At 69.4% G+C, this 18,727-nt stretch carries 22 protein-coding genes and 1 tRNA gene; 11 read left to right on the top strand and 12 right to left on the bottom strand.

Annotation, left to right across the window (positions count from 1 at the left end; translation table 11 throughout):
- Nucleotides 1–7: 7 nt before the first annotated feature.
- Together fabA and fabB are read left to right on the top strand one after the other, a co-directional pair.
- A complete protein-coding gene (fabA, locus tag VNW53_RS08200) occupies nucleotides 8–523 on the top strand; it encodes a 3-hydroxyacyl-[acyl-carrier-protein] dehydratase FabA (protein ID WP_325554896.1) in 516 nt (171 codons plus the stop codon).
- 18 nt (nucleotides 524–541) lie between these two features.
- Complete coding sequence (gene fabB / locus VNW53_RS08205; protein WP_325554898.1) at nucleotides 542–1,753, top strand: beta-ketoacyl-ACP synthase I; 1,212 nt, start codon at nucleotides 542–544, stop codon at nucleotides 1,751–1,753.
- A gap of 198 nt (nucleotides 1,754–1,951) precedes the next feature.
- On the opposite strand, the gene VNW53_RS08210 is transcribed toward fabB, so the two are convergent.
- Entirely contained in the window at nucleotides 1,952–3,724 is a 1,773-nt protein-coding gene (locus tag VNW53_RS08210; RefSeq protein ID WP_325554900.1) for a chloride channel protein, read from the bottom strand.
- Between the two features lie 148 nt (nucleotides 3,725–3,872).
- Between VNW53_RS08210 and VNW53_RS08215 the strand changes: the two genes are divergently transcribed.
- The 3 genes from VNW53_RS08215 (at nucleotide 3,873) to VNW53_RS08225 (ending at nucleotide 7,235) form a co-directional block, all read left to right on the top strand.
- The gene (locus tag VNW53_RS08215; protein ID WP_325554902.1) at nucleotides 3,873–4,688 is read left to right on the top strand and encodes an enoyl-ACP reductase; all 816 of its coding nucleotides are present in this window, start codon (nucleotides 3,873–3,875) and stop codon (nucleotides 4,686–4,688) included.
- Between the two features lie 3 nt (nucleotides 4,689–4,691).
- Nucleotides 4,692–5,954, top strand: a complete 1,263-nt coding sequence (locus VNW53_RS08220; RefSeq protein WP_325554904.1) for a UbiH/UbiF/VisC/COQ6 family ubiquinone biosynthesis hydroxylase — start codon at nucleotides 4,692–4,694, stop codon at nucleotides 5,952–5,954.
- A 381-nt stretch (nucleotides 5,955–6,335) separates the two neighbouring features.
- On the top strand, nucleotides 6,336–7,235 hold the full coding sequence (locus tag VNW53_RS08225; protein WP_325554906.1) for a 5'-methylthioadenosine/S-adenosylhomocysteine nucleosidase: 900 nt from the start codon (nucleotides 6,336–6,338) through the stop codon (nucleotides 7,233–7,235).
- Here VNW53_RS08225 and VNW53_RS08230 read toward each other — a convergent pair.
- The 6 genes from VNW53_RS08230 to VNW53_RS08255 form a co-directional block, all read right to left on the bottom strand.
- Nucleotides 7,232–8,548 carry an NCS2 family permease gene (locus VNW53_RS08230; RefSeq protein ID WP_325554907.1) on the bottom strand — a complete coding sequence of 439 codons (1,317 nt, stop codon included), beginning with the start codon at nucleotides 8,546–8,548 and terminating at the stop codon, nucleotides 7,232–7,234. The two genes, VNW53_RS08225 and VNW53_RS08230, sit on opposite strands and share 4 nt — an antisense overlap.
- Before the next feature lie 81 nt (nucleotides 8,549–8,629).
- Entirely contained in the window at nucleotides 8,630–9,124 is a 495-nt protein-coding gene (locus VNW53_RS08235; RefSeq protein ID WP_325554909.1) for a hypothetical protein, read from the bottom strand.
- A complete protein-coding gene (locus VNW53_RS08240; protein WP_325554938.1) occupies nucleotides 9,114–9,317 on the bottom strand; it encodes a Trm112 family protein in 204 nt (67 codons plus the stop codon). Before VNW53_RS08240 ends, VNW53_RS08235 begins: the two co-directional genes overlap by 11 nt.
- Nucleotides 9,318–9,358: 41 nt before the next feature.
- Nucleotides 9,359–10,021 (bottom strand): LON peptidase substrate-binding domain-containing protein, encoded by a 663-nt coding sequence (locus VNW53_RS08245; RefSeq protein WP_325554911.1) that lies wholly within the window; start codon nucleotides 10,019–10,021, stop codon nucleotides 9,359–9,361.
- Between the two features lie 20 nt (nucleotides 10,022–10,041).
- Nucleotides 10,042–10,944 carry a co-chaperone YbbN gene (locus tag VNW53_RS08250; RefSeq protein WP_325554913.1) on the bottom strand — a complete coding sequence of 301 codons (903 nt, stop codon included), beginning with the start codon at nucleotides 10,942–10,944 and terminating at the stop codon, nucleotides 10,042–10,044.
- Between the two features lie 67 nt (nucleotides 10,945–11,011).
- Complete coding sequence (locus tag VNW53_RS08255; RefSeq protein ID WP_325554915.1) at nucleotides 11,012–11,521, bottom strand: prolyl-tRNA synthetase associated domain-containing protein; 510 nt, start codon at nucleotides 11,519–11,521, stop codon at nucleotides 11,012–11,014.
- A 99-nt stretch (nucleotides 11,522–11,620) separates the two neighbouring features.
- Between VNW53_RS08255 and VNW53_RS08260 the strand changes: the two genes are divergently transcribed.
- From VNW53_RS08260 to VNW53_RS08280, 5 genes are all read left to right on the top strand, one after another.
- Nucleotides 11,621–12,331: a PEPxxWA-CTERM sorting domain-containing protein gene (locus VNW53_RS08260; RefSeq protein WP_325554917.1), complete on the top strand. Its 711-nt coding sequence runs from the start codon at nucleotides 11,621–11,623 to the stop codon at nucleotides 12,329–12,331.
- Between the two features lie 163 nt (nucleotides 12,332–12,494).
- The gene (locus VNW53_RS08265) at nucleotides 12,495–13,247 is read left to right on the top strand and encodes a DUF6065 family protein (RefSeq protein ID WP_325554940.1); all 753 of its coding nucleotides are present in this window, start codon (nucleotides 12,495–12,497) and stop codon (nucleotides 13,245–13,247) included.
- 112 nt (nucleotides 13,248–13,359) lie between these two features.
- A tRNA-Gly gene (locus tag VNW53_RS08270) sits at nucleotides 13,360–13,434 on the top strand.
- A 193-nt stretch (nucleotides 13,435–13,627) separates the two neighbouring features.
- Entirely contained in the window at nucleotides 13,628–14,323 is a 696-nt protein-coding gene (locus VNW53_RS08275; protein ID WP_325554919.1) for a PEPxxWA-CTERM sorting domain-containing protein, read from the top strand.
- Between the two features lie 141 nt (nucleotides 14,324–14,464).
- Nucleotides 14,465–15,031: a DUF4337 domain-containing protein gene (locus VNW53_RS08280; protein WP_325554921.1), complete on the top strand. Its 567-nt coding sequence runs from the start codon at nucleotides 14,465–14,467 to the stop codon at nucleotides 15,029–15,031.
- A 58-nt stretch (nucleotides 15,032–15,089) separates the two neighbouring features.
- Here VNW53_RS08280 and VNW53_RS08285 read toward each other — a convergent pair whose 3' ends face one another.
- Nucleotides 15,090–15,680: a CC0125/CC1285 family lipoprotein gene (locus VNW53_RS08285; RefSeq protein ID WP_325554923.1), complete on the bottom strand. Its 591-nt coding sequence runs from the start codon at nucleotides 15,678–15,680 to the stop codon at nucleotides 15,090–15,092.
- Between the two features lie 112 nt (nucleotides 15,681–15,792).
- Nucleotides 15,793–16,197: an MAPEG family protein gene (locus VNW53_RS08290; protein WP_325554924.1), complete on the bottom strand. Its 405-nt coding sequence runs from the start codon at nucleotides 16,195–16,197 to the stop codon at nucleotides 15,793–15,795.
- 126 nt (nucleotides 16,198–16,323) lie between these two features.
- On the opposite strand from VNW53_RS08290, the gene VNW53_RS08295 reads away from it, so the two are divergent.
- On the top strand, nucleotides 16,324–16,530 hold the full coding sequence (locus tag VNW53_RS08295; protein WP_325554925.1) for a KTSC domain-containing protein: 207 nt from the start codon (nucleotides 16,324–16,326) through the stop codon (nucleotides 16,528–16,530).
- Between the two features lie 32 nt (nucleotides 16,531–16,562).
- Here VNW53_RS08295 and VNW53_RS08300 read toward each other — a convergent pair whose 3' ends face one another.
- From VNW53_RS08300 to VNW53_RS08310, 3 genes are all read right to left on the bottom strand, one after another.
- Entirely contained in the window at nucleotides 16,563–17,792 is a 1,230-nt protein-coding gene (locus VNW53_RS08300; RefSeq protein WP_325554927.1) for an argininosuccinate synthase, read from the bottom strand.
- A 64-nt stretch (nucleotides 17,793–17,856) separates the two neighbouring features.
- Nucleotides 17,857–18,180, bottom strand: a complete 324-nt coding sequence (locus VNW53_RS08305) for a hypothetical protein (protein WP_325554929.1) — start codon at nucleotides 18,178–18,180, stop codon at nucleotides 17,857–17,859.
- A 12-nt stretch (nucleotides 18,181–18,192) separates the two neighbouring features.
- The coding region (locus tag VNW53_RS08310; RefSeq protein WP_325554931.1) for a KUP/HAK/KT family potassium transporter at nucleotides 18,193–18,727 on the bottom strand (535 nt) is incomplete at its 5' end.

The raw sequence follows: 18,727 nt of genomic DNA on the forward strand, positions 1-18,727 counted from the left end.
CGGTAGGATGACGAACGCCAAGGCCAAGGATCACTACGGCTTCGAAGAGCTGATGACATGCGCCCGCGGCGAGATGTTCGGGCCGGGCAACGCCCAACTGCCGTCGCCGCCGATGCTGCTGTTCGACCGGATCACCAAGATCAACGACGACGGCGGCGCCCATGGCAAGGGCTACATCGAAGCCGAGTTCGACATCAATCCGGGCCTCTGGTTCTTCGACTGCCACTTCATCGGCGACCCGGTCATGCCCGGTAGCCTGGGCCTGGACGCGCTCTGGCAACTGGTCGGCTTCTACCTGGGCTGGATCGGCGGCAAGGGCCGCGGACGCGCGCTCGGCTGCGGCGAAGCCAGGTTTGCGGGCGAAGTCACCACGTCGATCAAAAAAGTCACCTACAAAATCGACATGAAGCGTGTCATCAACCGACGTCTTGTGATGGGAATCGGCGATGGGGTTCTGGAAGCCGACGGAACTCCCATCTATACCGCGGCCGATCTCCGCGTCGGCCTCTTCCAGCGGACCTGACGGGTCGGGAGATCAGGAATGCGGCGCGTCGTCGTCACCGGGATGGGTGTTGTCTCCTCGATCGGCAACAACGCCAACGAGGTGCTGGCCTCGTTGCGCGAGGCGAAGTCCGGCGTCACCGCCGCGGCGGAATACGCCGAGCTGGGCTTCCGCTGCCACGTCCACGCCAAGCCGCAGATCGACTGGGAATCCATGGTCGACCGCCGCGCGGCGCGCTTCCTGGCCCAGGGCACGGCCTTCGGCCACATCGCCATGGAGCAGGCCATCGCCGACTCCGGCCTGGAAGAGGCGGAGGTCTCCAACGAGCGGACCGGCCTGATCGTCGGCTCAGGCGGCCCTTCGACCCGGGCCATCGTCGAGGCCGCCGACATCACCCGCACCAAGGGCCCCAAGCGCGTCGGCCCCTTCGCGGTGCCCAAGGCGATGAGCTCGGGCCCCTCGGCGACGCTCGCCACCTGGTTCAAGATCAGGGGCCTGAACTTCTCGATTTCCTCGGCCTGCGCCACCTCCGCCCACTGCATCGGGGTCGGCTACGAGCAGATCCTGATGGGCAAGCAGGACGTGGTCTTCGCCGGCGGCGTGGAAGAGCTCGACTGGACCTTGAGCGTCATGTTCGACGCCATGGGCGCCATGAGCTCGAACTTCAACGACCGGCCGGCCGTGGCCAGCCGCGCCTATGACCGGGACCGCGACGGCTTCGTCATCGCCGGCGGCGGGGCCGTCGTGGTGCTGGAGGAGTACGAGCGCGCCAAGGCCCGCGGCGCGAAGATCTACGGCGAGATCGTCGGCTACGCCGCCAACTCCGACGGCTTCGACATGGTCGCCCCCTCCGGCGAAGGCGCGGTGCGCTGCATGAAGATCGCCATGTCGACGATCGGCGGGCGGACCATCGACTACCTGAACCCGCACGGCACATCGACGCCGGTGGGGGATTCCAAGGAAATGGCCGCCGTGCGCGAGGTGTTCGGCGCTAGGCCGCCGCTGATCTCGTCCACCAAGTCGCTGACCGGCCACAGCCTCGGCGCCGCCGGGGCGCAGGAGGCGATCTACTGCCTCTTGATGATGAACAACGGCTTTGCCGCCGAGAGCGCCAATATCGACAACCTCGATCCCGAGTTCGCCGACCTGCCGATCCTGCGCGAGCGCGCCGATCGGCCGCTCGAGACGGTAATGAGCAACTCGTTCGGCTTCGGCGGCACCAACGGCTGCCTGGTGATGGCGAAGGTCTGAAATCCTCCTCTCCCCCGGCGAGGCCGAGAGGGAGAGGTCAGGGAGAGGGCGACGCCGCGCCTCCGCTCCGCCGGCGGCTCAGCCATGACTCACAAGCGTTGACGCCCCTATCCGTGGATCACCGTCGGCGAGGCGCGGACGTCCAGCCGCCCTCTCCCGACCTCTCCCTCTCTCGCTGCGCTCGGGGGAGAGGAGAGGCTAGTCCTTGCCCTCGCCGTAGAGATCGAGCTGCTGCTTCTCGAGCTCGCTGGCGTAGCGGCGGGTGACATAGGCCTCGGCCAGGAGGCCCAGGACCTGGCCCTGCGGCCCGATCACCGCCAGCTCGTCGGTCTCGGTGGTCTCGAAGGCGCGCATCACCGCCTCGATGTTCATCTCCGGCGACAGCACATCCTTGCAGCTGACCGCCAGGGACTCGACGGGCGCCTCAAGGTCCAGGCCGTCGGCGTAGGCGCTGGCGGTGATCGCCACGCCGGCATAGCCCCCCAGCTCGTCGACCAGCAGCACCCGCTGGTTGGAGCCGAGCGGGAAGCGTCGGCGGAACTCGGCGAGGCTGGCGGCGGCGGGCGCGGTCGGCGGATCCTTGCGCATCATCCTGCCGGCGGTGAGCGTGCGCATCCAGCCCACGTCGCGGGCCGAGCGGATGGTCTCGCCGCGAAGGTGCAGCCGCCAGGTGGAGAAGGAATAGCCGAATCGCTCGCGCACCACCGTCGAGGCGATCAGGGCCGCGGCCAGGGCGGCGGCGGCGACCCCGAAGTCCCGCGTCGTCTCCAGCACCAGGAAGCTCATGGTGAGCGGCCCGCCGACCACGCTGACCGCAAGCGCGCCCATGCCGACCAGGGCGGCGTTTTCCGGGCTCAGCCGCTCGATGGAGGCGAGGTCCGCGACGCCGGCGTAGAGCTGGCCCACCAGGGCGCCCAGAAACAGCGAGGCGAAGAACAGGCCGCCGCGGAAGCCGAAGCCCAGCGAGATCACCGAGGCCAGGGTCTTCAGCACCAGCACGATGGCCAGGATCGCCAGCGGCACGCCCACCGCCAGGTCCAGGTGCAGCGCCCCGTGCCCCGCCGACAGGGTCTGCGGCGAGATCACCGCCAGCACGCCCAGCAGCACGCCGCCGATCGCCGGCCGCAGCGCCATGGGGATCGGCGAGCCGCGCACCCAGCGCTCGGCCACCGCCACCAGGCGCATGATCCCGACCCCGATCAGGGCGCAGATCAGCCCGAGGCCCGAATAGAGCAGGTAGCCGAGGGCGTCGGGGGTCTGCTGGGCGGCGATCTCGATGGAGTAGGGCGGGGCGCCGATGGCCTTGGCGACCATGACGCTGGTCAGGCACGCCGCCGCCACCGGGGCGATGGCCGAGGGCGTGTAGGAGCCGATGACGATCTCGAAGGCGTAGAAGGCGCCGGTGAGCGGGGCCCCGAAGGCCGCGCCGATGGCCGCGCCCGCGCCGGCGCCCAGCAGGATACGCATGTCGTGGCGGCGCAGCTTCATGCGCCGCCCGGCCCAGGAGGCGGCCGCCCCGCCGGCCTGGGCGTAGGCCGCCTCCAGCCCCACCGAAGCGCCGACCCCGTTGGAGAGCACGGTCTGGGCGCAGACGATGGCGCTGTCGACCAGGCTCAGCACGCCGCCGAACAGGGCGTTGGCCTCCACCACGTCCACCAGGGGCGAGCGCCGCCGCTGCGCCAGCCAACTGAACAGCCCCAGCGCCAGGCCGCCGGCCGGCAGCCACAGCGCGGTCAGCGGCGAGATGGCGGCCACCGCGCTCAGCCGCTCGTCGAACTTGATGCCGTAGAGCAGCGACTGCAGGCCGTGGGCGAGGCTGCTCTGGATCACCGCCAGCAGGCCCGCGGCCCCGCCCACCAGGACCGCAAGCGCGATCAGCCAAAGCTCGCTGGTCCGCATCCGTCGCCGGAGCGCGGTCAGCAGGCGCATCGGCGCGCGCCGCGGGGAGGTGACGAAGGGAACGTCGATCATCCGGGGGACTTTGGGCTCTCTCCGGCGCTCTGTTGTCCCGTCATACGCCCAGCCGGGCGCCGAATTGAAGGCCCGCGGACGCTTGCCCTTCGCCCCGGCGCCGTCCACAAACCCGCCTCAACGACCGAAACGCGAAGGGAGACGCGGCGTGGCCGAGGACTATCAGATGCCCAAGGGCGATCTCATGCGCGGCAAGCGCGGCGTGGTCACCGGCGTCGCCAACCACCAGTCGATCGCCTGGGGCATCGCCAGCCAGCTTGCCGCCCAGGGCGCGGAGATGGCCTTCCTGCACCTGCCGGGCATGGAGCGCCGCGTCGAGCCGCTCGCCGAGAGCCTCGGGGTCAAGGTGCTGGCGCCGGTCAACGTCACCGACGACGCGGCCATGGATGCGGCCTTCGGCGTGGTGGAGAAGGCGTTCGGGACCATCGACTTCTTCGTCCACGCCATCGCCTTCGCGCCCAAGGACCAGATCAGCGGCTCCTTCGTGGAGAACGCCAGCCGGGCGGGCTTCCTGCAGGCCATGGAGATCTCGGTCTTCAGCTTCGCCGACTGCTGCCGGCGGGCCGCGGCCCTGATGCCGAACGGCGGCTCGATCCTGACGCTCACCTACATGGGCTCGGAGCGGGCGATCCCGAACTACAACACCATGGGCGTCGCCAAGGCGGCGCTGGAGGCGGCGGCGCGCTATGCGGCGCGCGACCTGGGTCCCCAGGGCATCCGGGTGAACGCGCTGTCGCCCGGGGCCATGCGAACCCTGTCGCTGGCCGGCATCCAGGGCGGCCGCGCCATGCTGGCCAAGGGCCGCTCGCTCTCGGCCATGAAGGAGGACACCTCCATGGAGGGCGTGGCGGGCGCTGCGCTCTGGCTGCTGTCGGACCTCGGCAAATCGACCACCGGCGAGCTGGTGCATGTGGACGCCGGCTTCCATATCATGGGCTTCACCGAGGACGAGGCGGAGGCCTGACCGATGGGCGGCGTCGACGTCCCGCAAGACATCGATGTGATCATCGCCGGCGCCGGCATCGCGGGCGCCACCCTGGCGCTGGCGCTCAACCAGGCGGGGTTGAAGCCCGTACTGATCGATCCTGTGGTGTTCGACGCCCAGGTGGCCCCGGCGTTCGATGGCCGCGCCTCGGCCATCGCCTACGCCGCCTTCCGGCAGTGGCGGGCGCTTGGCGTCGGCGAGGCGCTCGCGCCGCATGCCCAGCGTATCGAGCAGATCCTGGTCACCGACGGCTCGACGCCGGGCGCGGCCTCCGGCTCGGCCAGCCCCTTCTTCCTGCGCTTCGATTCAGCCGAGATCGCCGACAGCTCCGACGGCGAACCCCTGGGCTACCTGCTGGAGAACCGCCACATCCGCGCCGCCCTGGCCCAGGCGATCCTGGAGGCGGGCATTACGGTCCTGGCGCCGGCCAAGGTCGCCGGGGCCGCCTTCGGGCCGCGCGAGGCCATGGTCACCCTGGCCGACGGCCGGATCCTGCGCGCGCCGGTCGCCGTGGGCGCCGAGGGCCGCGGCTCGGTGATCCGCACCGAGGCCGGGATCGGGGCCATCGGCTGGGATTATCCGCAGACGGGCGTGGTGGCGACCGTGCGCCTGGAAAAGCCGCACGAGGGCGTGGCGCACGAATACTTCCTGCCCGGCGGTCCCTTCGCCATCCTGCCGCTGACAGAGAACCGCGCGAGCCTGGTCTGGACCGAGAGCCGGGCCCGCGGCGCGGCGCTCAAGACGGCGCGGCCGGAAATCTTCCAGGCCCACCTCGACCGCCGTTTCGGCGACTACCTGGGCGAGGTCCGCGTCGAGGGCCCGGTGTTCACCTATCCCTTGAGCCTGCAACTGGCCGAACGCTTCACCGCGCCCCGCGCGGCCCTGCTGGGCGACGCCGCCCATGGCGTCCATCCCATCGCCGGCCAGGGCCTGAATCTCGGCCTGAAGGGCGCCGCGGCCCTGGCGCAGGTGCTGGTCGAGGCCGTGCGCCTGGGCGAGGACATCGGTTCGGAGGTGGTGCTGGAGCGCTACGCCGCCTGGCGCCGGTTCGACACCGTGAGCTTAAGCGCCGGCATGGACGCCTTCGTGCGGCTGTTCTCCAACGACAACCCGTTGTTGAGACTGGCGCGTGGGGCGGGGATGGCGGCTGTGAACCGGATCGGGCCGGCGAGGCGGTTCTTCATGACCGAGGCCGGCGGCGCGGTGGGGGATCTGCCGCGGTTGTTGAGGGGCGAGGCGCTTTAGCTATCCAGCAACCTTGCGCCGGACCCGTTCGGCGACATCCTCCACCAGTTCAGGCGGCGCGCCGCCCCGCGGCGAGGGCAAAGCCCTCGTCCTTGACCAGACCCGAAGCCCAAGCAGAAAATCTCGCCATGAGGTTTAAGGGGAATTCCCACTCCACGGAGTGGGCCGCGGAACTCCGCTCCTCCCACGTCCCGCAGAGGACGGGGGAGGTGGATCGGCGCGGATACGCGACGAGACGGAGGGGGCGCGAGGGCGGCTCGCTCCAGAACGCGTCAGAGCCGGTCGCCACCCGCCCCCTCCGTCAGCTTCGCTGACACCTCCCCCGAACTCTTCGGTTCAGGGGAGGAGCGAAGCGCCTCGGTTGCGGCTAAGCTCCCGGAGATGCGCCTTCGCCTGACCCTCCTCGCCCTCTGCGCCGCCCTCGCCGGTCCCGCCCGCGCGGCCGACGACCCAACGCCCCGCACCGCCGTCGTCTCGGCCTTCGCGCCAGAGATCGCAGCCCTCGACGCGGCGATGACCGGCAAGCATCGGGTGAGCATCAGCGGCACGACCTTCACCACCGGCGTCCTGGAGGGCAAACCGGTGGTGCTGTTCCTCTCCGGCGTCAGCATGGTCAACGCCGCCATGAACACCCAGCGGGCGCTCGACCGGTTCCACGTCAGCCGCATCGTGTTCTCCGGCATCGCCGGGGGCGTGGACCCCAGCCTCGACGTGGGCGACGTCGTCGTGCCCGACCAATGGGGCGAGTACCTCGAAAGCGTCATGGCGCGGGAGGACAGCCCCGGCCATTTCGCCTCGACCTACCGCGACCCGATCGTGGGCGCGAATTTCGGGATGATCTTCCCCAAGGTGATCGAGGTGACCGGTCCGGGCGGCAAGCTGGAGCAGCGGACCTGGTTCCCGGCCGATCCGGCCCTGGTGGCCTTGGCCCGCCGGATCGCGCCCGCTGCCGTGCTCAAGCGCTGCTCGGCGGCGGGCCAGTGCCTGAAGGCCCCGCCCAAGGTCGTTGTCGGCGGCAATGGCGTCTCGGGCCAGAGCTTCGTGGACAACGCCGCCTTCCGCGCCTGGGCCTTCGCGACGTTCCAGGCCCGGGTGCTCGACATGGAGACCGCCGCGGTTGGCCAGGTCGCCTACGCCAACGGCGTGCCCTTCGTGGGCTTCCGCAGCCTGTCGGACCTGGCCGGCGGCGACCCCGGCCGCAATCAGGCCGGCGTCTTCTTCCAGCTCGCCTCGGACAACTCGGCGGCGGTGGTGCGGGCGTTCGTGGCGGCGCTGCCCTAACCCTTGGCCAAGTAGACGAAGCGCAGGACGAACAGGGCCGCCAGCACGAACAGCAGCCAGTCGCTGCGCCTCGCCTGGCCACGCACCAGCTTGAGCGCCGCGAAGCTGGTGATGCCGAAGGCCAGGCCGTTGGCGATGGAATAGCTCAGCGGGATCGTCACCATGGTGAGGAAGGCCGGGATGGCGACGCCGGGATCGGCCCAGTCCACCTCGGTGAGCGCGCCCACCATCATCGCGCCCACCAGGATCAGGGCCGGGGCGGTGGCCGCGCTGGGGATCGCCTGCACCAGGGGCGCGAAGAGAAGGGTGATCAGGAACAGGATCCCCACGGTCACGCTGGTCAGGCCGGTCCGCCCGCCGGCCGCCACGCCCGAGGCGCTCTCGATATAGCTGGTCACCGTGCTGGTCCCGGCCAGGGCGCCGGCCATGGTCGCCACCGAGTCGGCGATCAGGATGCGGTTGAGGCGCGGGATGGCGCCCGCCTCGTCCACGAGGCCGGCCCGCTTGGTCACCGCCACCAAGGTTCCGACGTTGTCGAACAGATCGACGAACAGGAAGACGAAGATGATCTCCAGCAGGGTCGCGCCGAAGCCGCCCTTGAGGTTCAGCGCGCCGGGAATGTCGAGCTTGAACGCCGTGGCCGAGATCGCCGTCAGGCTGTAGCCGCCGGGCGTCACATGGGCGAGGCCCAGCGCCCAGCCGGCGGCCGCGGTCAGCACGATGCCGATCAGCATGGCGCCCTGCACCCGCCAGGCCTGCAGGGCCCCGATGACCAGCAGGCCCAGGATCGACAGCGCCGCCGTGGGTTTGGTGAGGTCGCCCAGGCCCACCGCTGTCGCCGGGTTGGGGACGATGATGCCGGCGTCCCTCAGGCCGATGAAGGCGATGAACAGGCCGACGCCCGCCGCCACCGCGGCGAACAGCGAGCGCGGGATCGCGGCCACGATCATCTGGCGCACGCCGACCAGGGTCAGGACCAGAAAGGCCGCGCCCGACAGGAAGACGCAGCCGAGCGCCGTCTCCCAGGGCACGCCCATGGCCTTGACCACGGTGTAGGTGAAGTAGGCGTTCAACCCCATGCCGGGCGCGAGCGCCAGCGGGTAGTTGGCGATGAGGCCCATCAGCAGGCTGCCGAAGCCTGCGGCCAGGCAGGTGGCGGCGGCCACCGCGGCGACCGGCAGTCCCGCCTCGCCGAGGATCGCCGGGTTGACCACCACGATGTAGGCCATGGTCAGGAAGGTGGTGAAGCCCGCGAACACCTCGGTCCGCACGGTGGTCCCGTGGCCGCCCAGCCCGAAGATCCGTTCAAGCATGTTCGCCCCAAGTCCCGCGCCGACGCGCGCGCCGAGGCTAGGGGAGCTTGGCGTTTCGCGGAATAGGGCGCCGCCGCGCCGCTACTCCGTCTCGCGCGTGAACTTCGAGGCCAGGACGCAGCGCGGGACATCCCTGTGGACGCTCAGGGTGGCCGGCTGGCCGACGCCGGTCTCGTAGTAGACCGTCCCGGCGGGCGAGGTGACGGTCAGGACCGTGGGATTGGTGAACTGGCAGACCTTGTCGGTGCGAAAGCCCGCGCCGCCCTTGTCCTTGACGTCGGAGCAGGAGGCGTCGCCGGACCAGCGGCCGAGCGTGGTCCCGTCGTAGTCGAAGACCCTCGGGGCCTTCAGGCGCCGCGCGGCCCAGTCGGCCGCCGAGACCTGCGGACAGGGCGGCCCCTTGATGTCCCAGGCCTGGGCGGTGGCGATATTGGCGTTGCGGTCGCGGACCAGCTCGAAGGTGACGAGCAGTCCGGCGACCCCGATCACCACCACCGCCCCGATCACGTGGGCCAGGCCGTACCTGCGCACCGCGCCGAAATCCCGCGGCGCCTTGCGCGCGTCGCTAGTCGGCATCGGTGAGGTCGCGCGCCTCTTCCGGCAGCATGATCGGCACCCCGTCGCGGATCGGATAGGCCAGGCGCGCCGAGCGGCTGATCAGCTCGCCCTTGGCGCGGTCCAGCTCCAGCGGCCCATGGGTCACCGGGCAGACCAGCACCTCCAGCAGGCGCGGATCGACGTCGACCTCGGTCGGCGCGGGTTCGGACACGATATCGCTCACGGGCTCAAATCTCCTTGCGGGAGATATTACTACTGTAAAGAGGGGCCCTCGTCATCGCCGTCTTCGACCCCGTCGATCTCCAGCAGGGTGGAGAGGGTCTCGAACCGCCCGGCGAGGTCCGGCGCCTCGAGCAGCGCCTGTTTCTCGGCCGGTTCGAAGGGCAGGCCCATGGCCAGGGAATTGACCAGGGCCTCCAGGGGCGCGCTCTGGGCGGTCTCCCAGTCGATGTCCAGTTCGCGGCGGTTCAGGTAGCGCTTCAGGGCGCTGGCGAAGCGCTCGCGAGCCGCCTGCGGCGCCTGGGAGGCCTCGTCCTCCGCCAGATCGGCCTCGAAGCGGTCGTAGCGGGCGCGCAGTTGGCGATAGGGCGTCGGGATGACCAGCTCGGCGCCGGCGTCGAAGCGGCAGACGCCGGTCAGCGTGATCAGGTAGCGGCCGTCGGCGGTCTCGGCATAGCTGGTGATCCGGCCCGCGCAGCCGACGTCCGTCAGCTTCGGCCGCTGCCGGTCGCCGCCGGCCCGGGTCTGGATCATGCCGATGATCCGGTCGCCGGCCATCACGTCGTCGACCATGTTGAGGTAGCGCGGCTCGAAGATCTGCAGCGGCAGGTCCCCGCCGGGCAGCAGCAGGGCGCCGTCCAGCGGGAACACCGGGATCATCTGGGGCAGGTCGGCGATGCGGCGATAGGCCGGCATGGGAATCAGATCCGGGCGCCTCAGCTGAACAGGATGGCCGACAGGCGCCGGCGGCCGTTGCGGGAGATTTCCGACATCTGGCCCGCGGCCTCGAACACGGTGAGCAATTGCTTGCGCGCCGCCTCGTCGTTCCAGGCGCGGTCCTTCTCGATGATGGTCAGCAACTGGTCGGCCGCGGCCTCCAGCCGGTGGCTTCCCGCCAGGGCCTTGGCCAGCTCGAAACGCGCCTCGTGGTCGTCGGGGTCGGCGGCCAGCCGCTTTTCGAACTGGGTGGTCTCCGAGGGCGCTTCGGCCGCCAGCGCCAGGGCGGCGCGGACGCTGTCGAGGTCGGGATCCTTGGCGTCGGGCGCGGCCATGGCGACGATCTCGCCGGCCCGCTCGGTGTCGCCGGAGGCCATGTAGACCTTGGCGAGCCCGCCCAGCGCCTTTGGGTTCTGCGGGTCGGCCTGCAGAACCTGGGCGAAGGCCTGGGCCGCGCCGCCCATGTCGCCCAGCTCCAGCGACTCCTTGGCGGCCGCCAGCATCTCGTCGAGCGGCGAGGTTCCGCCGCGCCCCATCTTGGCCAGCTTGTCGACGAAGGCCTTCACCTGGCTGTCGGGCAGGGCGCCCATGAAGGCGTCGACCGGCCGGCCGTCCACGAAGGCGAACACCGCGGGGATCGACTGCACGCGCAGCTGTTCGGCGTAAGCCGGGTTCTTGTCGATATCGACCTTCACCAGTTTCACCGCGCCCTTGGCCGCGGCGACCGCCTTTTCGAGCGCCGGGCCGAGCTGGCGGCAAGGGCCGCACCAGGTCGCCCAGAAGTCGACGATGACCGGCGTGTCGCGCGAGGCGTCCAGGACGTCCGCGGCGAAGCTGGCGTCGGTCGCGTCCCTGATGATGTCGGCGGCCGGCGGTCCGGCGGTCTCCCCGATCAGGCTCATGGCCAGGTCCTCAAGCTCGGTTTCCACAACGCGTCCGGCGCCAAGATGGCCCCGACGCGCGGCGGCTTCAACGCGCGAAAACCGACATGGCCTCGAAATCCACGATCAGCGGGGCCACGCCGACCGCCGCCAGGAAGGTCCGGAACCCCGCCTGGCTCACCCCAGTGGTCGCGGTGTTGGTCAGCGGATGGAAGTTAACGCGCTCGGCCTCGGCCAGGCTGCGGTCCAGGACGAAGCGCACCCGGCGGTCCGTGTCGTTGATCAGGCCGAAGGCGGTCACCGAGCCGGGCGTCACGCCAAGCGCCGCCTCCATCAGCGCCGGACTGCCGAACGACAGCCGCGCCGAACCGATCACCGGGTGCAGCCGCTTCAGGTCGATGACCGTGCGGTCCCGGGCGGAGACCAGCCACAGCCGATCCTTCGCGTCCTTCAGGAACAGGTTCTTGGTGTGGGCGCCGGGGATGGCGGCCTTGATCTCTTCGCCCTCGCCCACGCGAAAGACCGCGGGATGGTCGAAAGTCTCGTGGGCGACGCCCAGGGCGTCCAGCAGGGCCATCAGGTCGGCGCGGGTCTTCATGGCCCCGCCTTTGCACCAGCGCGACCGCGGCCGCAATTCGCTGTGCCGTTTTGGATCACGGCTGGGCGCACGCCTGGCGAACACGGAAAGATCGAACCGATGAAGCTTCGCCTGCTGGCTCTGGCCGCTGCCGTCGCGACCGCCCTCGCGGCGAGCTCCGCCAGCGCCGCCGTCACCTCGGCCTTCTTCGACCCGCTGGCCTGGGGGCTGAAAGGCGGCGAGGTCGACATCACCCAATTCGAAGGCGGTCCGACGCTGGCCGGCGTGACCTTCAACCAGCCGGGCTACAGCCTGTCGGGCACGGGCGAACTGTTCATCGGCTCGGTGGGCAACATCAGCGCCGCCCCGGCCGTCCCGGTCACGGCCGGCGTCTACGATCCCGCGACCGGCCGCGACGGCTCGCAATACCTGTCGATCCAAGGCGGCCAGTCGGTCACCATGACGCTGGCCGACCTGAGCGAGATCAGCCTCTACATCGGCTCGCTGGACGGCTACAACAAGCTGTCGTTCCACTACGCCGACGGGACCACCGAGGCCCTGATGAGCGGCCAGTGGGTCTCGGACAACACCATCAGCCAGTCGAACGGCGACCGCCAGAACGGCAACTCCAACGGCCGCCTGACGCTCACCTTCGACAAGCCGGTCACCTCGGTCGTGCTGAGCTCGGACACCAACGCCTTCGAGATCAGCGACATCGCCGGCGGCGTGCCGGAACCGGCGAGCTGGGCCCTGATGATCCTGGGCTTCGGTGGGGCCGGCGCTCTGGCGCGCGGCCGCCGCCGCCGCCAGCCGGCCGTCGCCACAGCCTAGCACCGGAGGGGCCGGCCGCCCCTTCGACGGCGAAATGGACGAGCCCCGAGCCGCAGGCGGCAGCCGGGGCTTTTCCTTGTGCGCCCGCTGGACGCAGCGGCGGCCCGCTGCTTTAGCTCTGGGCAGGTCTGGTCCGAAAGGTCGCTTCGAAGACATGCCCGCCCTGGAACTGGAGTGCTATCCCACTGTCGAGGCCGGCGTGACGCCGCCCGACATCGTCCCCGGCCGCCAGAACCGCGACTGGATGGACAATTTCCACGCCCGCCACGCCTACCGCTGCCTGCCGATGAACATGGCCAACACCTCGGGCTGGGAGATCCTCTGCCCGATGACCTTCAACGCCGAGTGGAACGGCGGCATCCACCAGGACGACATCAAGATCTGGACCGACAATCCGCACCCGCACCTGACCCGCTTCGCCAAGAGCCATTTCAGCCACGGCGTCATCACCATGCACACCGGCTACATGTTCAAGACGCCGCCGGGCTGGTCGATGCTGGCCATGGGCGCGCCGAACCACGTCAAGGACGGCATCCAGCCGCTGGCCGGAGTGGTGGAGACCGACTGGCTGCCCTTCCCCTTCACGATGAACTGGCTGTTCACCCGGCCCGGGCGCGTGCGCTTCGAGAAGGGCGAGCCCTTCTGCTTCATCACCCTGCTGCAGGACAAGTTCCTGCACGACATCCAGCCGGTGATCAAACGGCTCGATTCCAACCCCGAGCTGGCCCACCAGTACGGCGTCTGGGAGAAGCACCGCACCGAGTTCAACCAGCGGATCTTCCGCCAGGACCCGGAGGCCACCAAGGAGGCCTGGCAGCGCTATTACTTCAAGGGCGAGTACCCCGAGGAGGTGGCGCCGGCCCGCGAGGACCACGTCAACAAGCGCCGCCTGAAGGAGCCGGCCTGGCGCCGCTAGATCTCCCGGCGAATTCGCCGCGGCAAAGGGGCGCCGGGCGGCTTGCAAAGGGTGGGGGCGTCTGCCATAAGCCGCCTCTCGAATTTTCGGGGCCGTTCGAGCCTCGAGGAGCGCGGGCGTAGCTCAGTGGTAGAGCACAACCTTGCCAAGGTTGGGGTCGAGAGTTCGAATCTCTTCGCCCGCTCCAAATTTCCGCACGATTCCAAGGCCGTCTAGCCCGACCCCCGCCAGCCGGCGCTGGGGGCGGTCGCGGGACGGGCGCCGCAGAAATATTCGCCTGTGGGGGGAATCGACTCCCAATGCCCTAAACGAAGCGTTAACCATGGCGCGATTGTGGCGATCCCGCCTCCGGGGCGACACAGGCTGTTGGGGGTTCCCAGATGAAGACCAAGCTTCTCGTTCTGGCCGGCGCAGCGGCTTTCAGCCTCTTCGCCACATCCGCTTTCGCCGTAGAGGTGATCGGCATCACCGCCGTGGCGGGCAACACGATGCATCACGCGGGCATTCCGGGTGAGACCCTGATCACCGACTTCAACACCGGTGACGGCACGACGATCAATGATCTCGCGCCGGGCTTCACCTTCACCCAGAATTCCGGGGCCTATATCCGCGACGGCCACCTCGGGGCGAACGGCGTGACCGCCCCGCCGCCGGAGGACAACCTCGGTCCGGTCGGGTCCTGGTACGAAACCGTGTCGGGCGGCGGCACGGCGACCCTGATGTCGTTTGCGGGCCTTCGGCAGTTCAGCTTCTACATGGGCTCGCCGGACACCTATAATCAGATGGTCCTGACCTTTACCGGCGCCGGCGGGTCCCAGACCCTGAACGGCACCCAGATCTGGGGCGGCGCGCCTCCCGGGGACGGGAACCAGTCGAACGGCTTCACGGTCACCTACACCTTCGCGCCGGACGCGGTGAACCAGATCCAGTTCAACTCCGGCCAGAACGCCTTCGAGTTCGACACCCTGGCCGGCATCGCGGTTCCGGAGCCGGCCTCCTGGACTCTGATGATCGGCGGCTTCGGCCTCGCCGGCGGCATGCTGCGGGCGATGCGTCGCAAGGCGGCGCTGGCCTAGAGAGGCTTCCTTATCGGGCCGGTGGCCCGGGCGGACGACAGAACCCTGGCGCGCGTGATCCGCGGGCCAGGGTTTTTTCGTGGCTGGCCCTGCGGTACTTAGGGACCGCCCGATTCCCGGCGTGACCGCAAGAAGGCTCCCATGACCCACGATCCCGCGCTTGAGGCCCATGAGGGCGCCGAGCATGCCGAGCACGCGGCCCACGAGCGCGATCCCTTCATCAGCCGGGTGTCGATCACCGTGGCCGTGCTGGCGGTGATGGCCGCCACGGTGGGCAGCCTGGAGACCATCGAGGCGGGCGGCGCGATCACCGCCTCCAGCGAGGCGGTGCTGAGCCAGGACAAGGCCACCGACCTGTGGAACGAATACCAGGCCGACAGCCTGAAAAAGCACCTCTACGGCCTGTTCGCCGATGCGGGCGGGCCGAAGGCCGTCAAGTACGGCGACACGGCCAAGGAGCAGGTCGGCAAGCAGGCCGAGATCAAGGACAAGGCGCTCGAAGACGAGAAGGAGCGTGACAAGCTGCTCTCCGAAAGCCGCGCGCACGAGCATCGCCACCATTGGCTGACCGCCGGCGCGACCCTGCTGGAAATCGGCATCGCCATCTGCACCGTGGCGATCATCACCCGCCGCAAGACCTTCTGGCTGGGCTCCCTGGCCCTGGGCGTCGTGGGCCTGGCGCTCAGCGTGCTGGCCTATCTCGCCTAGACCCTGTCCCGGCCGGCTTGAGCCAAGTCAGCCGGGATGCCCGGGCCCGCGCGCCCGATTATTTCGCGGCGGGATACTGGATCTTGGGCTTCAGGTTCTCCACCACCGCGTGGGCGTCGAAGGCGCGGGGGTCGTCGGCGGGCTTGGTTCCCTTGTGGGTGACGATCTCCGCGGAGGCCTCGAAGTTCTCGATGGTCTGCACGTCGAGCCCGTCGCCGAAGAAGGGGTCTCCGAACCAGGGGTCCCAGGTCCGCCAGCCGGCATAGCCGCGGCCGCGATAGCGCCAGACCGGCCGCCAGTAGCCGAAGCCGGACCCGTACCAGGGATGGTAGAAGGGGTCAGGATCCACATAGGTGCGGGCCTTGCGGTCGGTTTCCCGGTCGACGATGGCGAACCAGTCGTCGCCGTTCTGCAGGGTCAACTCGGCGGCGCGGAACAGCAGGTAGCCTTCCACGGTCTCCCGGGAGGTCATGGCGTTGCCGGCGAAGTTGACCCGCCAGCGGTTGGGCTCGATCCGGGTCTCGGAATAGCCGCCGCGGGTCGCGCCGCCCTTGACGATCGGCTGATAGGGCGTGGGGCTGACGCAGGCGCCCAGTCCCGCCCCCAGGATGAGGGCGGCGGCGAGTGCGGCGCGCGAAAACTTGATCATCTTCCAGTTCCGATCGGATGGGTCCCTCGAAAGCCGGACCGCTTTTCTACAACACTGTGCCGGAATAGTGGTTTCCAGGTTTCAGCACGGTCACGCTTTCCGGCCAAACCGCTCAAGCGCCGACCGTAGCCAGGACGTAGACGATGCGCCCGAGCGCCCCGAACAGCAGCACGGCGGTGGCGATCGCCTGGATCAGGAAGCCCGGCCCGCGTTTGCTGGCGTCGGCCGAATAGGCCAGGGCGTAGAGGATGCGGCCGACGATCCAGACCAGGCCCACGGCCGCGGCGACGAGGTCGCTCCAGTAGATGGCGAACAGCCACAGGGAGACCAGGAAGATCGGCAGCCATTCCAGGGTGTTGTAGTGGGCGCGGATGGTGCGCTCGAGCAGCGGGTCGCCGGTCATCGCCGGCGCCGCGATGCCGCATTTGCGGCGCGCGGCCGGCACGCGGACGCTCATCCAGAAGTAGGTCAGAAGCGCCAGGAGGGTGACGAGCGCCACCAGGCTGTGCGGATGCATTTGGTTTCCCCCAATGCGGCGACCGGAGCTTCGCCGTTTCGGGGAGCTTGCCACGTATCGGGCCGCGCCGGGAACCGCTTGCGCATAACGCGGTGTTTAGAGGGGGACAGCGAACGGGAGCCGCCCATGGACGTGGAGTCTGCGGCCATCAGCGAGATCGACTACGACGCGCAGCGCACCAAGCTCGTGGTCCGCTTCGTCAGCGGCGAGCGCTACGTCTACGTGGGCGTGCCGGGCGAGGTGCATCGTTCCTTCGTGGCAGCCGACAGCAAGGGCCGCTTCTTCCAGAGCCGCATTCGCGACCGCTATCCGTTCAACCGCCTCGATCCGTGATTTGCCCTCCCCGAAACGGGGTGGGATGAGGGCTACTTCACCCGCTTGTCGCGCTGGGCGTTGACCCGCAGGCGCAGCGCGTTGAGCTTGATGAAGCCCGCGGCGTCGCGGTGGTCGTAGGCGACCGCGCCCTCCTCGAAGGTGACCAGCTCCTGGTCGTAGAGCGAATAGGGGCTGGTGCGGCCGATGACGGTGACGTTGCCCTTGTAGAGCTTCACGCGGACCTGGCCGGCGACCTTGGCCTGGGAAAGGTCGATCGCCGCCTGCAGCATCTCGCGCTCGGGGGCGAACCAGAAGCCGTTGTAGATGAGCGAGGCGTACTTCGGCATCAGCTCGTCCTTCAGGTGCATCGCCCCGCGGTCCAGGGTGATGGACTCGATGCCCCGGTGGGCGGCCAGCAGGATCGTCCCGCCCGGCGTCTCGTAGACGCCGCGGGATTTCATGCCGACGAAGCGGTTCTCCACCAGGTCGAGGCGGCCTATGCCGTTGTCGCGGCCGAGCTCGTTGAGCCTGGTCAGCAGGGCGGCGGGCGACAGCTTCACGCCATCGATGGCGACGGGATCGCCCTTCTCGAAGTCCATGGTGATGACGGTGGGCCTGTCCGGCGCGTCCTCGGGCGCGATGGTGCGCTGGTGCACGAACTCGGGCGCCTCGACCGACGGGTCCTCCAGCACCTTGCCCTCGGAGGAGGAGTGCAGAAGGTTGGCGTCGACGCTGAACGGCGCCTCGCCGCGCTTGTCCTTGGTGATCGGGATCTGGTGCTTCTCGGCGAAATCGAGCAGGGCCTCGCGGCTCTTGAAGCTCCACTCGCGCCAGGGGGCGACGACGCGGATATCGGGCTCCAGCGCATAGTAGGCGAGCTCGAAGCGGACCTGGTCGTTGCCCTTGCCGGTGGCCCCGTGGGCGACGGCGTCGGCGCCGGTCTTGCGCGCGATCTCGATCTGCTTCTTGGCGATCAGCGGCCGGGCGATCGAGGTGCCCAGCAGGTACTGGCCCTCGTAGACGGTGTTGGCCCGGAACATCGGGAAGACGTAGTCGCGCACGAACTCCTCGCGCACGTCCTCGACGAAGGCGTTCTCCGGCTTGACGCCCAGCGTCATGGCCTTCTGCCGCGCCGGCTCGACCTCTTCGCCCTGACCCAGGTCGGCGGTGAACGTCACCACCTCGGCGCCCAGCTCCGTCTGCAGCCATTTGACGATGGTCGATGAGTCCAGCCCGCCGGAATAGGCGAGCACGACTTTCTTGATGGGCTTGTCGGCCATGGCGGCGGGGAGTCCTGAATCCGGAGGGAAAGTCCGCGCGTTTAAGGGCGAACGGGGCTCACATTCAAGGCTTAAGCGCCTGGGCCACCCATCGCAGGTGCAGGAGCGCCAGCAGGGCGGCGGATACGGCGCGGACGCCGAACACGATCACCGCCATGTCGCCCTGCGCCTGGCGGGCCTGCAGCACCAGCCAGAGGCTGGCCGCGAAAGCCGCCGCGGGCAGCAGCCACAGCGCCACGGCGCGCGGCGCATGGCCCCCGAGGAAGGGAAGCTTCTCGCGGCCGGCGGTCTGGCCCCAGGCGTGGCGGGAGGCGGCGAACATGACGGCCAGGGCGATCACCCACAGCGCGTCGCCCCCATAGGCCAGGCCGGTGTCCAAGGACGACATCGACAGCACGCCCTAGACCGTGACCTGGGTGCCGAGCTCGACCACGCGGCCGGGCGGGATCTTGTAGAAGTCGGTGGGGTTGGCGGCGTTCTTCATCAGGAAAATGAACAGCTTGTCTTGCCAAAGGGGCATGCCCGACTGGGCCGAGGGGACCACCGAACGCCGTCCGAGGAAGAAGCTGGTCGCCATGATGTCGAACTTCAGCCCGAGCTTGCGGCAAAGCGCCAGGGCCTTGGGCAGGTTGGGGCTCTCCATGAAGCCGTAGGAGATGATCAGCTTCTTGAAGTCGTCGTTGACCGGCTCGATCCGCACGCGGTTCTCGTCGGCGACGCGCGGGGTCTCGGTGGTCTCGATGGTCAGGATGATGTTCTTCGCGTGCAGCACCTTGTTGTGCTTGAGGTTGTGCATCAGGGCCACCGGGGCCATCGAGGCGTCGGAGGTCAGGAAGATCGCCGTGCCCGGCGCGCGGTAGGGCGCGCGGGCCTTGAGGATCTCGGAAAGCTCCAGCAGGGGCACGCTGTCGCGGCGGGTCTTCTCGGTGAGGATC

Origin of the sequence: Phenylobacterium sp., assembly GCF_035569475.1 — a bacterium.
GTDB lineage: Bacteria > Pseudomonadota > Alphaproteobacteria > Caulobacterales > Caulobacteraceae > Phenylobacterium.